Annotated in this window: 18 protein-coding genes; 4 read left to right on the top strand and 14 right to left on the bottom strand. The window is 67.5% G+C overall.

The window, feature by feature from the left end:
* Window positions 1–62: 62 nt before the first annotated feature.
* The gene (locus PY310_RS00160) at window positions 63–599 is read right to left on the bottom strand and encodes a hypothetical protein (protein WP_275212124.1); all 537 of its coding nucleotides are present in this window, start codon (window positions 597–599) and stop codon (window positions 63–65) included.
* A gap of 146 nt (window positions 600–745) precedes the next feature.
* On the opposite strand from PY310_RS00160, the gene PY310_RS00155 reads away from it, so the two are divergent.
* From PY310_RS00155 to PY310_RS00140, 4 genes are all read left to right on the top strand, one after another.
* Window positions 746–1033, top strand: a complete 288-nt coding sequence (locus tag PY310_RS00155) for a hypothetical protein (protein WP_275212123.1) — start codon at window positions 746–748, stop codon at window positions 1031–1033.
* A gap of 3 nt (window positions 1034–1036) precedes the next feature.
* A complete protein-coding gene (locus tag PY310_RS00150) occupies window positions 1037–1864 on the top strand; it encodes a DUF1206 domain-containing protein (protein ID WP_275212122.1) in 828 nt (275 codons plus the stop codon).
* 51 nt (window positions 1865–1915) lie between these two features.
* On the top strand, window positions 1916–2356 hold the full coding sequence (locus PY310_RS00145; RefSeq protein WP_275212121.1) for an SRPBCC family protein: 441 nt from the start codon (window positions 1916–1918) through the stop codon (window positions 2354–2356).
* 214 nt (window positions 2357–2570) lie between these two features.
* Window positions 2571–3320, top strand: a complete 750-nt coding sequence (locus PY310_RS00140) for a polysaccharide deacetylase family protein (RefSeq protein WP_275212120.1) — start codon at window positions 2571–2573, stop codon at window positions 3318–3320.
* 110 nt (window positions 3321–3430) lie between these two features.
* On the opposite strand, the gene PY310_RS00135 is transcribed toward PY310_RS00140, so the two are convergent.
* The 13 genes from PY310_RS00135 to PY310_RS00075 all read right to left on the bottom strand — a co-directional run bounded on the left by PY310_RS00135 (window position 3431) and on the right by PY310_RS00075 (window position 18134).
* The gene (locus tag PY310_RS00135; protein WP_275212119.1) at window positions 3431–4897 is read right to left on the bottom strand and encodes an FAD-dependent oxidoreductase; all 1467 of its coding nucleotides are present in this window, start codon (window positions 4895–4897) and stop codon (window positions 3431–3433) included.
* 99 nt (window positions 4898–4996) lie between these two features.
* Complete coding sequence (cobA, locus tag PY310_RS00130) at window positions 4997–6295, bottom strand: uroporphyrinogen-III C-methyltransferase (protein WP_275212118.1); 1299 nt, start codon at window positions 6293–6295, stop codon at window positions 4997–4999.
* 155 nt (window positions 6296–6450) lie between these two features.
* Entirely contained in the window at window positions 6451–6597 is a 147-nt protein-coding gene (locus PY310_RS00125; protein ID WP_342755725.1) for a hypothetical protein, read from the bottom strand.
* Between the two features lie 287 nt (window positions 6598–6884).
* Complete coding sequence (locus PY310_RS00120; protein ID WP_275212117.1) at window positions 6885–7925, bottom strand: ABC transporter permease; 1041 nt, start codon at window positions 7923–7925, stop codon at window positions 6885–6887.
* The gene (locus PY310_RS00115) at window positions 7915–8640 is read right to left on the bottom strand and encodes an ABC transporter ATP-binding protein (RefSeq protein ID WP_275212116.1); all 726 of its coding nucleotides are present in this window, start codon (window positions 8638–8640) and stop codon (window positions 7915–7917) included. Before PY310_RS00115 ends, PY310_RS00120 begins: the two co-directional genes overlap by 11 nt.
* 57 nt (window positions 8641–8697) lie before the next feature.
* Window positions 8698–9831, bottom strand: a complete 1134-nt coding sequence (locus PY310_RS00110) for an ABC transporter substrate-binding protein (protein ID WP_275212478.1) — start codon at window positions 9829–9831, stop codon at window positions 8698–8700.
* A gap of 137 nt (window positions 9832–9968) precedes the next feature.
* On the bottom strand, window positions 9969–10979 hold the full coding sequence (locus PY310_RS00105; protein WP_275212115.1) for a GTP pyrophosphokinase: 1011 nt from the start codon (window positions 10977–10979) through the stop codon (window positions 9969–9971).
* Window positions 10980–11058: 79 nt separating this feature from the next.
* Window positions 11059–12225, bottom strand: coding sequence for an RtcB family protein (locus PY310_RS00100; protein WP_275212114.1), 1167 nt, complete (start codon window positions 12223–12225; stop codon window positions 11059–11061).
* A 159-nt stretch (window positions 12226–12384) separates the two neighbouring features.
* The gene (locus PY310_RS00095; RefSeq protein WP_275212113.1) at window positions 12385–13818 is read right to left on the bottom strand and encodes a sulfate adenylyltransferase subunit 1; all 1434 of its coding nucleotides are present in this window, start codon (window positions 13816–13818) and stop codon (window positions 12385–12387) included.
* A complete protein-coding gene (gene cysD / locus PY310_RS00090; protein WP_275212112.1) occupies window positions 13819–14766 on the bottom strand; it encodes a sulfate adenylyltransferase subunit CysD in 948 nt (315 codons plus the stop codon).
* Entirely contained in the window at window positions 14763–15491 is a 729-nt protein-coding gene (locus PY310_RS00085) for a phosphoadenylyl-sulfate reductase (RefSeq protein ID WP_275212111.1), read from the bottom strand. Before PY310_RS00085 ends, cysD begins: the two co-directional genes overlap by 4 nt.
* On the bottom strand, window positions 15488–17233 hold the full coding sequence (locus tag PY310_RS00080; RefSeq protein ID WP_275212110.1) for a nitrite/sulfite reductase: 1746 nt from the start codon (window positions 17231–17233) through the stop codon (window positions 15488–15490). Before PY310_RS00080 ends, PY310_RS00085 begins: the two co-directional genes overlap by 4 nt.
* Before the next feature lie 166 nt (window positions 17234–17399).
* Window positions 17400–18134 carry a sirohydrochlorin chelatase gene (locus PY310_RS00075; RefSeq protein ID WP_275212109.1) on the bottom strand — a complete coding sequence of 245 codons (735 nt, stop codon included), beginning with the start codon at window positions 18132–18134 and terminating at the stop codon, window positions 17400–17402.
* Window positions 18135–18182 lie beyond the last annotated feature (48 nt).

The following is an 18182-nucleotide window of genomic DNA, read 5'->3' as shown; positions in this document are numbered from 1 at the left end:
GTCGTGCGTTTCCTGCTTTTGCTGCCGCGGCTCCCGTTAGCGGCTCCCGTAAGGAGCTCCCGTTAGGAGCGGAGGCCGGCGAACACGTTCTTGGGCCGCTGCATCTCACCGTGCTTGGCGCCGAGGATGATCACCGCTGCGGCGAAGCCCGGGATGGCCCACTGCAGCATCTTGAGCTGCTGCTGCGCCGACTTCAGCTCATCCGAAGCTCCGGCCCTGGGCTCGGTGGCACCCTCGCCGCCCTGGTCCGCCAGCTGGTCCACCTTCTTGCCCAGGATGCCTGCATAAAGCGTCACGGCCGCGCCGGCCACGGTCACCGCGGTCTTGATGACCGTGTCCCGGGCCACGCCCTCCTGCTTGGCAATGCGCCCCTTGTTCTCCCACGCAATGGCCAGGTCCGCCACCAGGTGCGAGGCGAACGCCGCCGTCTGCACGGGCGCCCACTTCATCCAGCCTGCGCTGGAGAGCCGGGTACGTTCGGCCGGGTCCTTGGCTTCCGCAGCCGCCCCGTTCAGCCCGATTGCGCCCATGAGTGAACCGCCGAACCACGCCGCGGCCGTCAGGTCGTGAACGGCGCGGGCAACAAGATTTCCTGCCATGATGTGTATTCCTCACGTTGAGCTGGTTCCGAATGCTTGTACGGTCGTTGCCGATTTCCCGAAGGTCAGGCACACGCCATGGTAAGCACACTTAGTAATGTTACGGAAGTCCGCCGTCCATGACGGGGACGCGTAACATCGTGGCCATGGAAACAGGGACTTTGTTCGGTTGGGCTTTCGGCGATCCTGCCAGGGAAAATGACGGCGGCTATATGGCCGGCCTGGAGAAGGAAGCCCTGGACAACGCGACCCAGACGGCAAAGGCCCGCGGCGTCACGGTGGTGGAAGGCTCGGAGGTCTTCACGTCGTTGAGCGCCAACGACAGCCTGGTGGAGCTTGACCACGCCCCGGGCAAGCTGGTGGTCCGCTGCACAGTCCATGTTGAGGGCCCCGGCGCCGGGAAACTGCACGCAGAGGGGCCCATGAACGGCTAAGTCATGACAAACGGGGATTCCGGCATCAGTGAAGCGGCAGACGCCGTCGAGGAAGCGTCCGACACCAAGGCGCTCGACGTCGTGGCGCGCTCGGGATTTGCCGTGATGGCGCTGCTCCACATCATCATCGGCGCCATCGCCATCGCGCTGGCCTTCGGGCAACCTGGTGAGGCGGAACCCACCGGGGCCATCGAGCAGTTGGCCGCCAACCCGTGGGGACCCGCCATCCTGTGGGTCTGCGTGGTCGCCTGCACCGGCTTGGCCCTCTGGCAGCTGAGCGAAGCCACCCTCCGCGCCAGGCACCTGCCCCGCAAGGAGCGGTTGGGCAAACTGGTCTCCTCCGGCTTCCTCGCCGTCGCCTACGGAAGTGTGGGGCTCAGTTTCGCCGGGTTCGCCGTCGGAATGCGCGGGGACTCCGGCGAAACCACCCGCGACTTCAGCACCGCCCTGCTCACTACCCCGCTTGGGCTGCCTGCGCTGGTGGCGCTGGGCCTCACCGTCATGGGGGTGGGAGTCTACTTCGTAGTCAAGGGACTCCGGCGCGGGTTCAAGGAGGAACTCTTGCACTTTGACGGGACCCGCCGTGGCCGGCTGATCGACTCCCTGGGCGTCACCGGGCACGTGGCCAAAGGCATCGCCTTGAACCTCGCGGGTTTGCTCTTCGTCATCGCCGCCGGGAAGCGCAGCCCCGAAGAGTCCACCGGCTTGGACGGAAGCCTGAAGGCGCTCCGCGACCACCCGTTTGGCCCCTACCTGCTCGTCGCAGTCGGGTTCGGTTTCATCTGCTACGGCGTCTTTGCCCTCGTCCGTGCCCGCTTCGGACGCATGTAGCCTTTTCCCACCATGTAAGGGCTTTTCGCACCACCAAAAGGAAGGCAAGCCATGTCAACCGTTTCCCGCGTATTCAACTCCCCGGCCGAAGACGTCTGGAAGGTCATCGCCGATGGCTGGCTGTACTCCGGCTGGGTGGTGGGCGCCTCGAGGATCCGGGCCGTTGACGGCCACTGGCCCGAACTTGGGGCCCGGCTGCACCATTCCGTGGGCGCCTGGCCGCTGCTGATAGACGACAGCAGCCGCGTGACCGCCGTCGAGCCCGGCCGCTCGCTGGAACTGGTGGCACGCGGGTGGCCCATCGGCGAAGCCAAGGTGGCCATCACCCTGGAGGACATGGGCGCACAGTGCCGCGTCACCATCGCCGAGGACGCCATCAAGGGCCCCGGAAAGCTGATCCCCAAGCTGGTGCGCGACCCCGTGATCGACGTGCGCAACACGGAAACCCTCAAGCGGCTCGAACTGATGGCCGCGGGCGGCGCCGGGCGTTGATATGGAAGGCCGCTGCTGGTGGGGCCGGCCCCAACTGGTGTGCCGGCCGCACAGCAAACCCCTATCTGATGGCCGCCCCCCCTATGTGACCCCAATGCCGTACCCCATGGTTGTCCCCGGCGGCGGCCTGCCCGGAAATTAGGTGTTTACAGTGCCCGGGTGCCGCCGTAAGGTGCTCCTCTAGCAAGGTTGCAGACACCCTACGGAAGGGAAGATGAGCACCATGAGAAAGAGCAAGATTGCCGTCACGTCCCTGGCGGGCGCGAGCCTGGTCCTGGCTTTGCTGGGCGGCACCCCAACCGTGGCGGCCCAAGCCGCCGACAAGCCGCTGATCGGCCTGACCTTCGACGACGGGCCCTCGGCCGAGCGCACCGCATTCGTCCTCGACGTCCTCAAACAGAAGGGGGTCAAGGCGACGTTCTTCCTCCAGGGCTCCCACGCACAGCAGTACCCCGACCTCGTCCGCCGAATCGAAGCCGAGGGGCACGTCATCGGCAACCACGCGTGGGATCACGCCAACTTCCCGGACCTCAACCAGGCAAGCCAGAAGCAGGAAATTGACCGCACCAACACCGCGATCCAGACCATCACCGGCACGGCGCCAAAGCTCGTGCGTTTCCCGTTCGGAAACAGCACCCCCTACTCCCTCGAGTACATTAGGGGCCTCGGCATGAGCGGCGGGATCCAATGGCACTGGCACGTAGGCCAACCCGGCGATTTTGAATGCCCCGGTGCGGCCGGCGTCCAGAAGTACGTCCTGGACGAAGCGGCGCCCGGCGCGATCATTCTGCTCCACGACGGGAACGACGTCCTGTCCTGCCCGGCGTCGCAGTGGACCTACCTTGCCGGCACCATCGACGCGCTGCGGGCGCAGGGCTACGACTTTGGCGTGGTGGCTCCCTCCGCGACGGCCGACGCACTCAACGAGGGCTCCTTTGGAGTCGTGGTGCCAGCCGGTTCGTGACCCGGCCGGCTCAGAAGCGGAATCCGGAACGCAGCAACGCGGGGTCACTTTCCGCTCAATTCCGCGGTGAAATCGGGCGTAAAGTGACCCCGCGTTGCTTGTCCTGGCTGCTAGACCGTGGCGGTGACGCCGTCGCGGGAGATGGCAACCATGTCCTCGCGCGGCACCACCTTGATGCGCTCACGCTTGACCTCCACGCCGTGGGAGCCGCCGGCCTCCGTGGCCGCCGCGCCGAGTGCGAGTTCGTGGGCGTCCAGGGCAAGCCAGCCCTCCCAGCTGGTGAACTTCACACCGCGGGCGTCGAGAAGTTCGACGACGGCGTCCGCCTCGGGTGCCTGGGCTAAGGGCAGGTTCTGGCGGTCTTCCAGCAGGTACGTCACGGTCTCGAGGGCGTCGCCCTTGGTGTGGCCGATCAGGCCGACGGGGCCGCGCTTGATCCAGCCGGTGGCGTAGATGCCCGGCACATGGGTTCCGGAGGCATCCAGGACGCGGCCGCCGTCGTTCGGGACCACGCCCTTTTTGTGGTCGAACTCCACGTCCGGCAGCGCCGAACCGAAGTAGCCGATGGCGCGGTACACGGCCTGGACAGGGTAGTCCACGAACTCGCCGGTGCCGCGGGCGTTGCCGGTGCCGTCCAGTTCGGTGCGCTCGAACTTCATGCCGGCAACCTGGCCCGGGTTCTCCGGGGAATCGTAGATTTCCACGGGGCTGTGCAGGAAGTGCAGGTGCAGGCGGCGGGAGGCCTTGAGCTCGGAGAGGTCCTCGGGCTGTTCGGCGATCCAGTTGGTGAGGGTGCCCACCATGGTTTTGGTCTGGTTGTTGCTCTGGATCTGGCGGTCCGATTCCTCGTCGAACTCGAAGTCCTCGGCGTACAGGATGATGTCCACGTCCTTGGAGTGGGACAGCTCGCGGAGCTCCAGCGGGGTGAACTTGACCTGGGCGGGGCCGCGGCGGCCGAAGACGTGCACGTCCGTGACGGGCGAGGCCTTCAGCCCCGCGTAGACGTTGTCCGGGATTTCGGAGACCAGCAGGTCGTCGGCGTGCTTGGACAGGACGCGGGCCACGTCCAGGGCCACGTTGCCGTTGCCGATCACGGCGATCTCCTTGGCCTCGAGGGGCCATTCACGGGGGACATCCGGGTGGCCGTCGTACCAGGAGACGAAGTCCGCGCCGCCAAAGGAACCCTCCAGTTCGATGCCCGGGATGTTCAGGTCCGCGTCCTTGATGGCGCCGGTGGCGAAGATGACGGCGTCGTAGTGGGTCCGGAGGTCCTCGATGGTGAGGTCCGTGCCGTACTCCACGTTGCCGAAGAAGCGGATATCGCCACGGTCCAGGACCTTGTGCAGTGCGTTGACGATGCCCTTGATGCGCGGGTGGTCCGGTGCCACGCCGTAGCGGATCAGGCCGTAGGGTGCCGGGTAGCGGTCAAAGAGGTCGATGCTGACGGTCAGCTCGCCGCTCTTGACGGCTTCGCTCTTGGTGATGATGTCCGCGGCGTAAACGCCGGCCGGGCCGGAGCCCACGACGGCAACGCGCAGCGGACGCTCGGCAGATCCTACGGAGGTGCTTGATGACACGGCTGTGTTCCTTCTTCTTCGGTCCGTCCCAACTAGGTAGCGCTATCTGTCGTTTTGAGGGCTCATAACGACACTTGCTGCTACCTAGTTGGGTGGGGGCTAGGGGGTGAGGACGCTGGTGGTTCTCGGGGTGTTGCTTGGTGTGGTCTGGTTCGTGCGGGGGCGGTTCGGGGTGGTGGTGCTGTAATCGGCGGTCTTGAAGTGCGACGGCGCGAAGGGGCTGACGCGGACAACGTCACCGATCACGATCACCGCAGGATTTGCGACGCCGATGGCCTCTGCCTGGTCGGCGATGGAACCTAGCGTGCCGATGGTCACGCGCTGATTCGGCAAATAGCCGTTTTCAACAATACCAACGGGGGTGTCCGCAGGGAGACCGGCTTTGCCCAGAGCGGACGCCGAATCGCGGAGCTGGCCCACTCCCATGAGCAGCACCACAGTGTGGTCGGCCCGGGCAGGAACCTCGGACAGTTCCTCGTGGCCGGTGACCACGCTGAAGCCCTTGGCCAGGCCGCGGTGCGTGACGGGGATGCCGGCGGCGGCCGGAACGGAGATCGCGGAGGTGACGCCGGAGACGACTTCCACCTCGACGCCGTGCTGCCGGCAGTATTCGGCTTCCTCGCCGCCGCGGCCCAGCACGTACGGGTCGCCGCCCTTGAGCCGGACCACGCGGTGGCCCTGCTGCGCCTCATCGACGAGGATGCGGTTGATGTCGGCCTGCGGGACAGGGTGGTGGCCGGGGGTCTTGCCCACTTCGATGACGCGGACGTCCGGGGCGAGTTCGTTCAGGAGTTCGCGCGGGCCCAGGCGGTCAGCCACCACGACGTCGGCCTGGCCCAGGAGGCGGCGGCCGCGGACGGTGATGAGGCCGGTATCGCCCGGTCCGCCGCCCACGAGGGCAACGGAGCCGCGGTGGGCACGGCGGCGGCGCAGCGGGAGGTCGCCCGTTTCGAGTGCGGTGGCGACGGCGTTGCGCAGGGCCATGGCGCGGCGCGGGTCTCCCCCGGCGTTGACGGCAATGTGCACGTCATCCACCACGGCGACGGCGGGGGTCCAGGCCGCTGAGGCTTCGTGGTCGGAGGCGTTGACGCACCAGATGCGCTGTGCCTCGGCGTCTTGTGAAACTTCGGTGTCCACGGCGGGATCGCCGGTTGCCGTCTGGACGAACCAGACGCCGTCCACGTCTTCGCGGCGGTAGGGCCGCGGCTCCCAGGTGAGGAGCCCGGCGTTGGCCAGTTCCTGGAGAGCGGCGGAGGCAGCGGGAGCCACGACGGTGACCTGCGCACCGGCGTCGAGCAGTCCTTTGGCGCGGCGGGCAGCCACCGGGCCGCCGCCCACCACCAGCACGGGGCGGCCGAGGAGCCGCAGCGCGGTGGGGTAAATATCCTGAATTGCCATGGATCAACGGTAGGGCCGCGCCGTATGACCACCAATGGCGGCGGAAACACCCGTTCACGTAAGGTAACGCCGCGTCACATATGGCCGGGGCGCCGTCGGGGGGCATATTGCCGGTGACCGGGCCCCGGGCGGGCTCAGGGGGCGGCGTTTCCGTGTCAATGTGCCCCGGTTCGGCTGGTGGCGCCGGCCAGGAACCTCCCACGGTGGGCGATGAGGCGCTCCAGGTATCGGCGTAGGACCAGCTTCTCGACGAGGCGCCCCAGGATCCCGAAGAGCGCGGTGAACTCCACCCGGTCCGTCATGATGCATCCGCTCGGGCGAGGTCGAACAGTCGCTCCCGCGGATGGGTGGACTCGGTGCGGCATACAAAGCCGACGGTCATGGCGCCAGTCTGCCAGAGCCCTCAGGCCCAGCCGCCCGCCGTCCTGGGGCACATTGACGGGGCTCGGGCCCCGAACCGGCCGAATCAGCGGCGTGTCCGTGTCGAAGCGCCCCGGTTTGGCCGCTGGCGGAGGAAACAGCAATGCCCGACGGCGGGACTCGCCGTCGGGCATTGAGCGGAACTTGTGTGCCTCTTAGGTAGAGCGGCCTAGCGGGTGCTGCCGGCGAGGAGGCCGCGGCTGCGGAGGAGTCGCTTCTCGATGGGCCCGAACACCAAAAGCTCGATGAGGATGCCGACGGCGAGGATCAGCAGGATGGCGGCCATCACGATGGTCATGTCGGAAAGAACCCGGCCCTGATCCAGCAGCGAACCCAGGCCAAAGCCGATGGTGCCGCCGACGGCAATGATTTCAGCGGCCATGAGGGACCGCCAGGAGAAGGCCCAGCCCTGCTTGAGACCGCTGAGGTATCCGGGCAGCGCGGCGGGAAGGATGATCTGCAGGGCCATCTGGAAACGGTTCGCGCCCAGGACCGTGCCCACCCGGCGGTATTGGGGCGGGATCTGGTCCACGCCGGAGATCAGCCCGTTGATGATGGAGGGGATGGCTCCCATGAAGATGACGAAGTACACGGTGGCATCGGTCAGCCCGAACCAGATGATCGCGGCCGGAACCCAGGCCACGGAGGGCAGCACCTGCAGGCCTGAAATCAAGGGCCCGAAGGCACGGCGGAGCGGAGCAACCTGGGCCAGGAGGAGTCCGACAGGAGTGGCGATGGCCACCGAGATCAGGAACCCCACTACTCCGCGCTGGAGCGAGGTCCAGACCGCTTCCTGCAGCTTGCCCTCGCCCCAGAGCACTCCAACCTGTCCCAGGACGTCGAGCGGGCCCGGGACGAGGTCACGGCGCTTGACGCCCAGCGAGACGTAAAACTGCCAGACCAGGACCAGGACCACCAGGGCGGCCACGGGCAGGAGCACCCGGCTCCAGTCGATCCGGTGCTTGCGCGAGGTATCGGACTGCAGCGAGTCCAGCCCGGATTCGAGCTCCCGCAGGTCCTCGGTCCCGGTGGACGTGCGGGTCAGGGCGGCATGGACGTGCTCGCGGGCTGCGGGCGCAGCGCCGGATGCCGCCCAGGGAGTGGCATCGGGCCTTCCTGAGCGGGACGCGATGCTGCTTGCAGCATCGCCGTCCCGTGAAGGGGCGGGGGCGGCATCCGGCGCGGAGCCGGACAGGAACTTACTTGGCATGGCGGCGGATCTCCTCACGGAGCCGGGCGGTGATGACCCCGGTCAGCTGTCCGGCGAGGCCGGCGTCGGTTCGGTGTTCCTCGGTGACGGCCCATTCCTGGACCACCCGGCCGGGGCGGGAGGACAGCAGCAGCACGCGCTGGCCCAGCCGCACGGCCTCGCGGACGTTGTGCGTGACAAAGACGATGGTGCGCCCGGTTTCCTTCCAGATGCGTTCCAGCTCATCGTGGAGGAGGTCGCGGGTGATGGCGTCGAGGGCGGCGAACGGCTCATCCATCAGCAGCAGCTGCCGGTCCTGCGAGAGTGCCCGGGCCAGTGCCACGCGCTGGCGCATGCCGCCGGAGAGTTCGTGCGGCCGCTTGTCCCCGGCCCCGCCGAGGTGCACCAGGTCCAGCAGTTCATCGGCCGTGACACGCCGTTCGGCCTTCCCCACACCGCGCAGTTTGAGGGCAAGTTCGATGTTCTCCCGGGCGGTCAGCCAGGGGAAAAGGGCGGCGTCCTGGAACATAAAGGCAGCGCCGTCGCTGGGTACTTCGAGGGCGCCCGACGTCGGCGCCTCCAGTCCCGCCATGATGTTCAGCAGGGTGGACTTGCCGCAGCCCGAGGCCCCGAGGAGGGCGACGAACTCACCCGAACCGATGGTGGCGTTGACATCCTCCAGCACCGGGGCGCCGTCGCCGAAGCGCTTGCCCAGCTGTTCCAGTACGACTGGCATGGTCCCGTCCTTACGTTGGTGGTGGTGCGGTGGCCGCGAGGTCAGTCCTGGCTCAGGTCAGTCCCGGCCAAGGCCGGCGGCGGAGATGTGCTGGCCGGCGCCGATCACGTCGTTCAGGGCGCGGAGGTCGAACAGGCCGGCGATGTCGGCCTGTTTGGTGGTGCCGGCCGCCACTCCGTCTTTGAGCAGTTTGGGGTAGGTTCCGGCGAGCGGGTCGACGGTGAAAATGATGCTCTGCAGGGACCGTTCCAGCACGCCGGCAGGCAGCGCCGCACCGGCCGATTCCTGGAGCGCGGAGTTGATGACATCCGCCTTCTCCGCGGCTGGTGCGGTGTTCAGCCAGGCCACGGATTCGGCGTGGCCGCGGAGGAGGGCCTTGACGGTGTCCGGGTGTTCGGCGGCGAACGTCCTGTTCACGATCAGGATGGTGGTGGGGAACTCGCCGGCCTTGCCGGACAGCGAGCCGTCCCACAGGTCCTTTTCGTCCACCAGCACCTTCGCCCCGGCGGTCAGCACCAGACGGGAGGCCCACGGCTCAGGCAACCACGCGCCGTCGAGCTTTCCGTCCTGGAACAGCTTCAGCGTCTGCGCGTTATCCGTGGGGTTGATGGCGACGTCCCCGCTGCCGTCCACGTTGGTTTTGTAACCCTGCGAGGACAGCCACGCCCGGAGCGCCACATCCTGGGTACCGCCCAGCTGGGGGGAGGCGAGGGTCTTGCCACGCAAGTCAGCTGCGGAGCTGATGCCGGGCTTGACCACCAGCTGCGCCCCGCCCGCGGCGGCGCCCGCGATGACGCTGACGGACTCCCCGTGGCTTTTGACGAACGAGTTGATGGCCGGGTTGGGGCCGATGTAGGTCGCATCAATGGCGCCGGCATTCAGGGCTTCGATGGCTGCGGGCCCGGCGTTGAACGTTTCGGTGCTGAGTTTGGTGGTGCCGAGGTTCCGGGCCAGGATCCCCTGCTTCACGCCCACCAGCGCGGCGGCGTGGGTCAGGTTTCCGAAGTAGCCCAGCTTCAGTTCCTCGGCCGGTGCGGGCGCCGGGGCAGCCTCTGCGGCCGCATCGCGCGAAATGCTGGACGCCACCACGGCGCCGATGCCAATTAGCAGCACGAGCCCGATGGCCAGGGCTGCTTCGACGGCGCGCTTGCGCCGTGGGACAGCATTTTCGCCTGCCACTATGCGGGTCATCCCGGGCTTGGAACTTGTCATTGTTTCACCATAGGGAGTGGCTTAAACCCATTCAATGAAGCAGAAACGGGGGGTCACGCACGTTCACGCGGCGTCATATTCCAGGCCCCATACCCGGCGGCGGGGCGTCGCCGGGGTTAGTCCTGCATGCGCTCCAGCCGGTGCGTCAGCTTCGCTTCCCGCTTGGGGTCATCCCCCAGCGACTTGGTGCGCGCAATGTAGTCCGGGCCCCAGGTCTTCAGCAGGAAGTCGTCGGCGATGCGGACGTGCCCGGCGCGGAATTTGTAGTCCATCCGCTTGGCCACGCCAGACCAGTCCGCGGCACCAAAGAGCCCTTCGGCGTCGGCCACCGTGCGCACGCCGTTGGCAGCCAGCAGGTCCCCCAGCCAGGTGTATTGGCGGGCCTGGCTCCTGGGGTGCTCGGGCAGCAGCCGCGCGAGCATGTCCTGGAGGATGTCCCCGGTGAGTTCGGTGGCGGCGGGGTCCACCGCAAACCCGGCCGTGCTTTCAGCCTGGCGGCGCTTGACGATGTCGTTGATGGCCGAGAACTGCGCGTCCGCCAGTTCGATCAGCGTTGACGCCATGGTGAACGCGCGGTCCACCTCAGCGTTGGACTCGGCGAGGCCCTTGTAGCGGATGTCATGCTCAAAGGCAGCCCAGGCATGCTGCAGCACGGTCCTGATCTGAACCTCGAAACGCTCACCGATATAAGCCTGGCAGCCCACCGGCACGTTTTCCGCCGGGACTTCGAGGATGAGGTGCCTCCCGGCGTAGCCGATCTGGCCGTTCCGCCGCTGGGAGCTGGTCTTGTCATCGTCCTCGCGGCAGTTGAACTGGCCCTTGAGTGCTGTGGCCACGTCCGCGATGTCCGGCTCGAGAAACATGATCACGCGGACCCCGATGAGGTCGTCGAGCTGTTCGAGGCCGTGTTCATACTTGAACCGTCCGTCCGCGGTGAGCCGGTCAAGCTTTCCCCTGACGGAAACCGGGTCCTTCACCCTCGACTGCACGGTGTGATGGTTCAGGCCATCGTCCCGGAGCCTGGCCCGGATGGCGTGCCCGATCGCATCAGATGCCCTATTCAGGCGCGGCAGGCGTGCCTCGTATTGCTCCAGGGAGCGGGCAACGAGTGACTCATGATCTTCCAACCGGTCCCCCTCGGATTCCCGCGTGGCCTGTACCCTGCAGAGTATCCAAGGCAGCAGGATTCAGCCACTGTGGCCCTGGTCAGTCACCCTTAACGTTGATCAGCTGGCGCAGCTTGTGCCGCACCGTGACCAGGTCCGCGGCGTCCTGCATGACCTGGTCGATCGGCTTGTACGCCGCCGGAATCTCGTCAATGAACGCCTCGGTGGCCCGGAACTCAATCCCCTGCATGGCCGTCTTCAGCTCCGCCAGCGAGAAGGTCTTGCGCGCCGCGGTCCGCGAATACTCGCGGCCGGCGCCGTGCGGGGAGGAATTGAGGGAAACGGGGTTGCCGAGGCCCTCCACAACGTACGACGCCGTCCCCATCGATCCGGGAATCAGTCCGGGATCGCCGTGCTCGGCTTTGATGGCCCCCTTGCGGGAGACCCACACCGACTTCCCGTAGTGCGTCTCCTGCCGGGTGAAGTTGTGGTGGCAGTTGATCCGTTCCCGCTCGGTGACGGGGCCTCCCACCCAGTGGCTGAACTGCGTGATGACGCGGTCCATCATTTCCTCGCGGTTCAGCAGCGCGAAATGCTGGGCCCAGCGGAGCTCCTCGATGTACCGGTCGAATTCGGACGTGCCTTCCTCCAAATACGCAAGGTCCGGATCGGGCAGCGTGGTGCCACGCTTCCGGTTCACCTGTTGGGCGACGCCGATATGGTGCTGGGCGATCTTGTTGCCTACGCCGCGGGACCCGGAGTGCAGGAACAGCCAGACGGCGTCGGATTCGTCGGCGGAGACCTCGATGAAGTGGTTGCCCGAGCCCAGGGAGCCCAGCTGCAGCTCCCACTTTTCCACGTACTGGGCAGGGTTGAAGCCTGCCTTGGCTGCGAGCTTCCTGAGCTCGGCGATCCGCGGCTCGGCAGTGGCTTTGACGGTCCGGTTGTTGTGGCCGGCGGACAGCGGGATCACGCGTTCAATGTCTTCGCGCAGCCGCTTCCGGTCCCGGGGCAGGTCCTGGACCGAGTACTGGGTCCGGACGGCGATCATGCCGCAGCCGATGTCCACGCCCACGGCGGCCGGGATGATGGCGCACAGGGTGGGAATGACGGAGCCCACCGTGGCGCCCTTGCCCAGATGCGCGTCCGGCATCAGGGCAAGGTGGGGATAGATGAACGGCAGCGTGGCCGTGGCGATGGCCTGCGCCCGGGTGTTCTCATCCAGGATCGAGGCCCAGTTGATGAGCTTGGGTGTGATGGATTCCAACGGTCTGCCCTCCCACTCCCGATGATGGGCCGGAGGGCAGGCGGGAGGCAAGGGTGCCCGGGGAAGCCCGCAGACGGCCCTGCCCCGCATGACCGGTGCCGGGCAACACCGGTCATGCGGGGCAGCGCCGCTCAAGCTGCTAGCAGCTCAGGCACGGACTCAGATGGAGTAGCGGTCGTCCTCGTGGTCGCCCGGGTGGTCCTTGACCAGGCCCGCGGCCAGCGTGTTGCCGTCCTGCGGGTCGATCACCAGGAACGCGCCGGTCCGCCGGTGATGCAGGTAATTCTCGAGCGGCAGCGGCGCAGCGAGCCGGAGCTGCGCGTGCCCGATGTCGTTGAGGTCCAGGCTGGACGCACCCTCGAGTTTGAAGGTGGCCAGGTCCAGCTTGCCGCTGACATTGCGGACCAGCGCCTGCACGGTGCGGGTCCCGTGCTTGACCAGCACCTTGGCGCCCTCCCGGAGCGGCTTGGGCGAGAGCCAGCAGAGCGCTGCGTACAGGTCGGCGGAGGACTCGCGGACGGTGCCGGCTGCGGCGATCGTGTCACCGCGGGCGACGTCAAACTCGTCCGCCAGCCGGAGCGCCACGGACTGCGGGGCGAACGCTTCCTGCAGGGACTCCCCGGCGAAATCGATGCCAACCACCGTCGTCGTGCGCGGATCCTGGCCCGGCGTCAGCACGGAAACCTTATCCCCCACCTTCACGGAACCCTCGGTGATCTGCCCGGCGTAGGCGCGGTAGTCGCGGAAGGCCTCAACGTCCAGGCCGGCGGCCACGGCGTCGGGAGCCAGCGCACCCTGCGGCCGGATCACCAGCTGCACGGGGAAGCGGAAGCTCTCCAGCTGGGTGTCGATCTCGTCAGCGGCGGGCAGGGTTTCGAGGACCTCCAGCAGCGCCGGACCGTCGTACCAGGGGGTGCGGTCGGACCGGTCCACCACGTTGTCGCCGTCGAGGGCGGACACCGGAATCACCAGCAGGTCATCGATGTGGTCAGCGGTGCCCAACTCGGCAGAGCCGATGCCCAGTTCCCGCGCAACCTTCTGCACGTCGGCCTGGATCTCGCGGAAAACGGCCTCGCTGAAGTCCACCAGGTCGATCTTGTTCACGGCCACAATCACGTGCGCCACGCGCAGCAGCTGCAGCACGGACAGGTGCCGGCGGGTCTGCTCGAGGACACCCTTGCGGGCGTCAATAAGTACGACGACGGCATCCGCCGTGGACGCGCCGGTCACCGTGTTCTTGGTGTACTGAACGTGCCCGGGGCAGTCGGCCAGGATGAAGCTGCGGCGGTCCGTGGCGAAGTAGCGGTAGGCCACGTCGATGGTGATGCCCTGCTCGCGCTCGGCGCGCAGGCCGTCGGTCAGGAGGGCGAGGTCGATGCCGCCCTTCTCGCCGCCAAAGCCGCGGTCGGAGGAGGTGCGGGCCACGGCGTCGAGCGTGTCCGCGAGGATCGCTTTGGAGTCATGCAGGAGGCGGCCCACCAAAGTGGACTTCCCGTCGTCGACCGATCCTGCGGTGGCGAAGCGGAAAAGCGTAGTGGGCAGGGCTGTTTCCAGGCCACCGGCGGAGCCGGACAAAACAGTTTCGGTGCTCATTTAGAAGTACCCATCCTTTTTGCGGTCTTCCATGGCGGCCTCGGAGATACGGTCATCTGCCCGGGTGGCGCCACGTTCGGTGATGGTGGAGGCGGCAACTTCAATGACGACGTCGCTCACGGTGGCGGCGTCCGATTCCACGGCGCCGGTGCAGGACATGTCCCCCACCGTGCGGTAGCGGACCTTCTTGGTGATGACTTCCTCGTGCGGCAGCGGCTGGGACACCTCGCCGACCGCTCGCCACATGCCGTCGCGGGCGAACACCTCGCGGTCGTGGGCGTAGTACAGGCCTGGCAGCTCGATGTTCTCGCGTTCGATGTAGCGCCAGATGTCCAGCTCGGTCCAGTTGCTGATGGGGAACGCGCGGACGTGCTGGCCCACGGTGTGGCGGCCGTTGTAAAGGTTCCACAGCTCGGGCCGCTGGTTGCGCGGATCCCACTGGCCGAACTCGTCGCGCAGGCTCAGGATGCGCTCCTTGGCGCGGGCCTTGTCCTCGTCACGGCGGCCGCCGCCGAAGACGGCGTCGAACTTGTTCTGCGTGATGGCGTCCAGCAGCGGCACGGTCTGCAGCGGGTTGCGGGTGCCGTCGGCGCGCTCGGCCAGCTCACCGCGGTCAATGAACTCCTGGACGCTTCCGACGACGAGCTTCAGTCCCAGCCGCTCCACCGTCCGGTCGCGGAAGTGGATGACCTCGGGGAAGTTGTGGCCGGTGTCCACGTGCAGGACGGGGAACGGAACCTTGCCGGGCCAGAATGCCTTGGTGGCCAGGTGCAGCATCACCACCGAGTCCTTGCCGCCGGAGAACAGCAGCGCAGGCTTCTCGAACTCGGCCACGACCTCGCGGATGATGTGGATCGCTTCGGATTCGAGGGCGTCCAGGCTGGAGAGGCGTGTGGAGACGGCGGTTTCAGTCACCTGCGTGGTCTCCTCAGTTAGGAAAGTACTCATACGTGTAGTCCGCATTCTGTCTTGTCGGAACCTGCCCAGCGGCCGGCGCGGGGGTCGTCGCCCGGCGCCACCTTGCGGGTGCAGGGCTGGCAGCCGATGGAAGGGTAACCCTGGGAAAGCAGCGGGTTCACGGGCAGGAGGTTGTCATCGGAGTACTGGACCAGCTGGTCGAACGTCCACGCGGCCACGGGGTTGACCTTGACCAGCCCGTTCTTTTCATCCCAGGTCACCAGCGGCGTGTTGGTGCGGGTGGGGGCTTCGTCGCGGCGGACACCGGTGAACCACAGTTCGTAGCCGGCCAGGGTGCGCTGGAGCGGGGCCACCTTGCGGAGGGCGCAGCACTGGGCGGCGTCGCGGGCAAAGAGGTCCTTGCCCAGGAGCCGGTCCTGCTGCTCCACCGTGTTCTCCGGCAGCACGTCCACCACGTTGACGCGGAGGTTTGCCGCCACCTCGTCGCGCGTGGCGTAGGTTTCCGGGAAGTGGTAGCCGGTCTCCAGGAACAGGACGTCGACGCCGGGCATCTGGTCCGCGACCAGCGCCGGCAGGACGGCGTCTGCCATGGAGCAGGCGACGGCCACCGCGGGCAGGTCAAAGTTGCGCTCCACCCAGGCGATCACGTCGCGGGCCGGGGCGTCCCAGCCGAGCTCGGCGGCGCCGGCTTCGGCGAGGGCCTTGAGTTCTTCCACAGGACGCTTGGCAGGTGCGGGTGCTGCGTGCTTGCTCACTGGAGGGCCTCCTCGTCTGCTGCGTGGGCCCACTCGGCGAAGGTCTGGCCTGCGGCGCGCTGGGCAACGAAGGTGCGGACCACGCGCTCCACATAGTCGGGCAGGTCCTCGACGTACACCTTGAGGCCGCGGACGGTGCGTCCCAGCCCGGCCTCTTCGCGGTCGGAGGAAGCCAGCCCGCCACCGAGGTGAACCTGGAATCCCGGGGAGGGATCGCCGTCGGGCGTTGGCAGCATCATGCCCTTGAGGCCGATGTCCGCGGTCTGGATGCGGGCGCAGGAGTTGGGGCAGCCGTTGATGTGGAGGGACAGTGCGTGCGGCAGTTCGCCGGACCTGGCGAGGTCTGCCAGCCGGCGTTCCAGGTCGGCGACGGCGGTGGCGGCGGTGACCTTGGTCTCGACGATAGCCAGCTTGCAGTACTCGATGCCGGTGCAGGCGATGGTGCCGCGGCGGAACACGGACGGGCGGGCGGACAGGCCCAGGGCGTCCAGCTCGGCCACCAGCGGCTCAACCTGGTCCTTCGCAACGTCCAGCACCACGAGCTTCTGGTGCGGGGTGGTGCGCAGGCGGTAGGAGCCAGCGGCCTCGAGCGTGTCCGCGAGCTTGACCAGTTGCGAACCGGAGAGCCGGCCGGCCAGCGGGGTGGCGCCGATGAAGAACTTGCCGTCCTTCTGTTCGTGCACGCCGATGTGGTCGCCCGGGGTGGTGGGCTTGGGCGCGGCGGGACCGTCAGCCAGCTTGTAGCCCAGGTACTCGTCCTCGAGGATCTGGCGGAACTTCGCCGGGCCCCAGTCGGCCAGCAGGAACTTCAGGCGGGCCTTGGTGCGCATGCGGCGGTACCCGTAGTCACGGAAAATGCTGGTGACGCCGAGCCACACGTCGGCGGCCTCTTCGGGGCGGACAAAGGCGCCGAGGCGCTTGGCCAGCATGGGGTTGGTGGACAGCGCGCCGCCCACCCACAGGTCATAGCCGGCGCCCAGCTCGGGGTGGATCATGCCCACCAGGCCGAAGTCGTTGATCTCGTGGACCACGTCCTGGCTGGGGTGTCCGGTGATGGCCGTCTTGTACTTGCGCGGCAGGTTGGACAGCAGCGGGTTCCCGATGAACCGCTCCCCCAGCTCGGCGATCAGCGGGGTGGGGTCGATGATCTCGTCCTTGGCGATGCCGGCCACCGGTGAGCCCAGGATGACACGGGGAACGTCGCCGCAGGCCTCGGTGGTGGACAGGCCAACACCCTCGAGCCGGTTCCAGATCTCGGGGATGTCCTCCACGCGGATCCAGTGCAGCTGGATGTTCTGGCGGTCGGTGAGGTCGGCGGAATCCCGGGCGAAATCAACGGAGATCTGGCCGATCACCCGCAGCTGCTCGGTGGTGAGCGCGCCGCCGTCGATCCTTACCCGGAGCATAAAGTACTTGTCTTCGAGCTCGTGCGGTTCGAGGGTTGCGGTCTTGCCGCCGTCGATCCCGGGCTTGCGCTGGGTGTACAGGCCCCACCAGCGGAAGCGGCCGTGCAGGTCCTGGCTGGGGATCGCGTCGAAGCCGTCCCGGGCGTAGATGGTCTCGATACGCTCGCGGACGTTGAGGCCGTCGTCTTCCTGCTTCCAGGTTTCGTTGGCGTTCAGCGGGGTTTTGCCGTCCACTTTCCACTGCCCGTGCGGCTTTGCGGCGGGGCGGTTGGTGCGCGCGGGGCGCGTGGCGACAGCGGGGTCCGCGGACGCTCCGGCTAGAGCTGTATCAGTCATGCATCGACTGTAGGTGCCCCCGAATTGCGTCACAAAGGGTCGGGAAACCCTGAGTCACCTAGGGAAACAATTCGTCACGAATCGCCGAAGAGCCTTGAAGACGGCCGGTTCCTGTGCTTGGCCGCGCCATTATTTCCCGGCGGCTTTCGGGGTTGGGAAGGTGCCGTTACTGACCGCGTGCGACGGCGGCGTCGAACCTGTCCAGCGCGATCTCGGCGAGCACTTCCGAAGGCAGCAGCGGTTCCGTCACGAGGTCAGCGCCCGCCTTGGTCAGCTGGTCGTGGAAGAAGCCCGGCGCGAGGAGGTAGGAGGCAATCACCACGCGGCCGCCGAGGTCGACGCCCCCGGCGGACGGTCCCGCCCCGGCACCACCCTCGGCTTCCTCGCGCAGCATGGCAACGGCGTCGGGCACTGTCGGCTTGGCTGAGGCGCCATAAGCGGCCTCGATCCGGTTGCTTCGCAGTTCCCGCAGCTGGCCCCTGAGCTGTTCCACGCTGACCGCGGCGTTGGGGTTGGAGGACCCTGCCGCGGCGAGGACAATGAGGTCACGGTCCGTGACGCCGGCTTCGCGGAGGCGCCGGTCCAGCAGTGCGGCGAGCCGCGGGTCGGGGCCCAGCGGCGCCGCCGCCAGCGTGCCCGGGCGGCTCTTGACCGCCCGCGCGATGTCCACCTTCACGTGGTAGCCCACACTCAGCAGCAAGGGGACCACAACGGCGGGCACCCCCTCAGGCAGGCCGGCCACCACGTCCACGAGGTCCGGCTGCTGGACGTCCACGTAGGCTTCGCGCACGTCAAGGTCCGGGCGGAGGGCGGCGATGGCGGCGCGCAGGGCGTTGACCTCTGCGGCGCCCTGCTGGCTGGATGTCCCGTGGGCACAGGCCACCATGATGGGTTTGTTCATAGCGGCTAGCGTAACGTTGGCACCACCTTGTCCGCCCACTTTGACTCA

This window comes from Pseudarthrobacter naphthalenicus, from assembly GCF_029076445.1.
Classification (GTDB): domain Bacteria; phylum Actinomycetota; class Actinomycetes; order Actinomycetales; family Micrococcaceae; genus Arthrobacter; species Arthrobacter naphthalenicus.
Note: the sequence above shows the minus strand (reverse complement) of the source record. Positions and strands in the feature narration are given on the sequence as shown.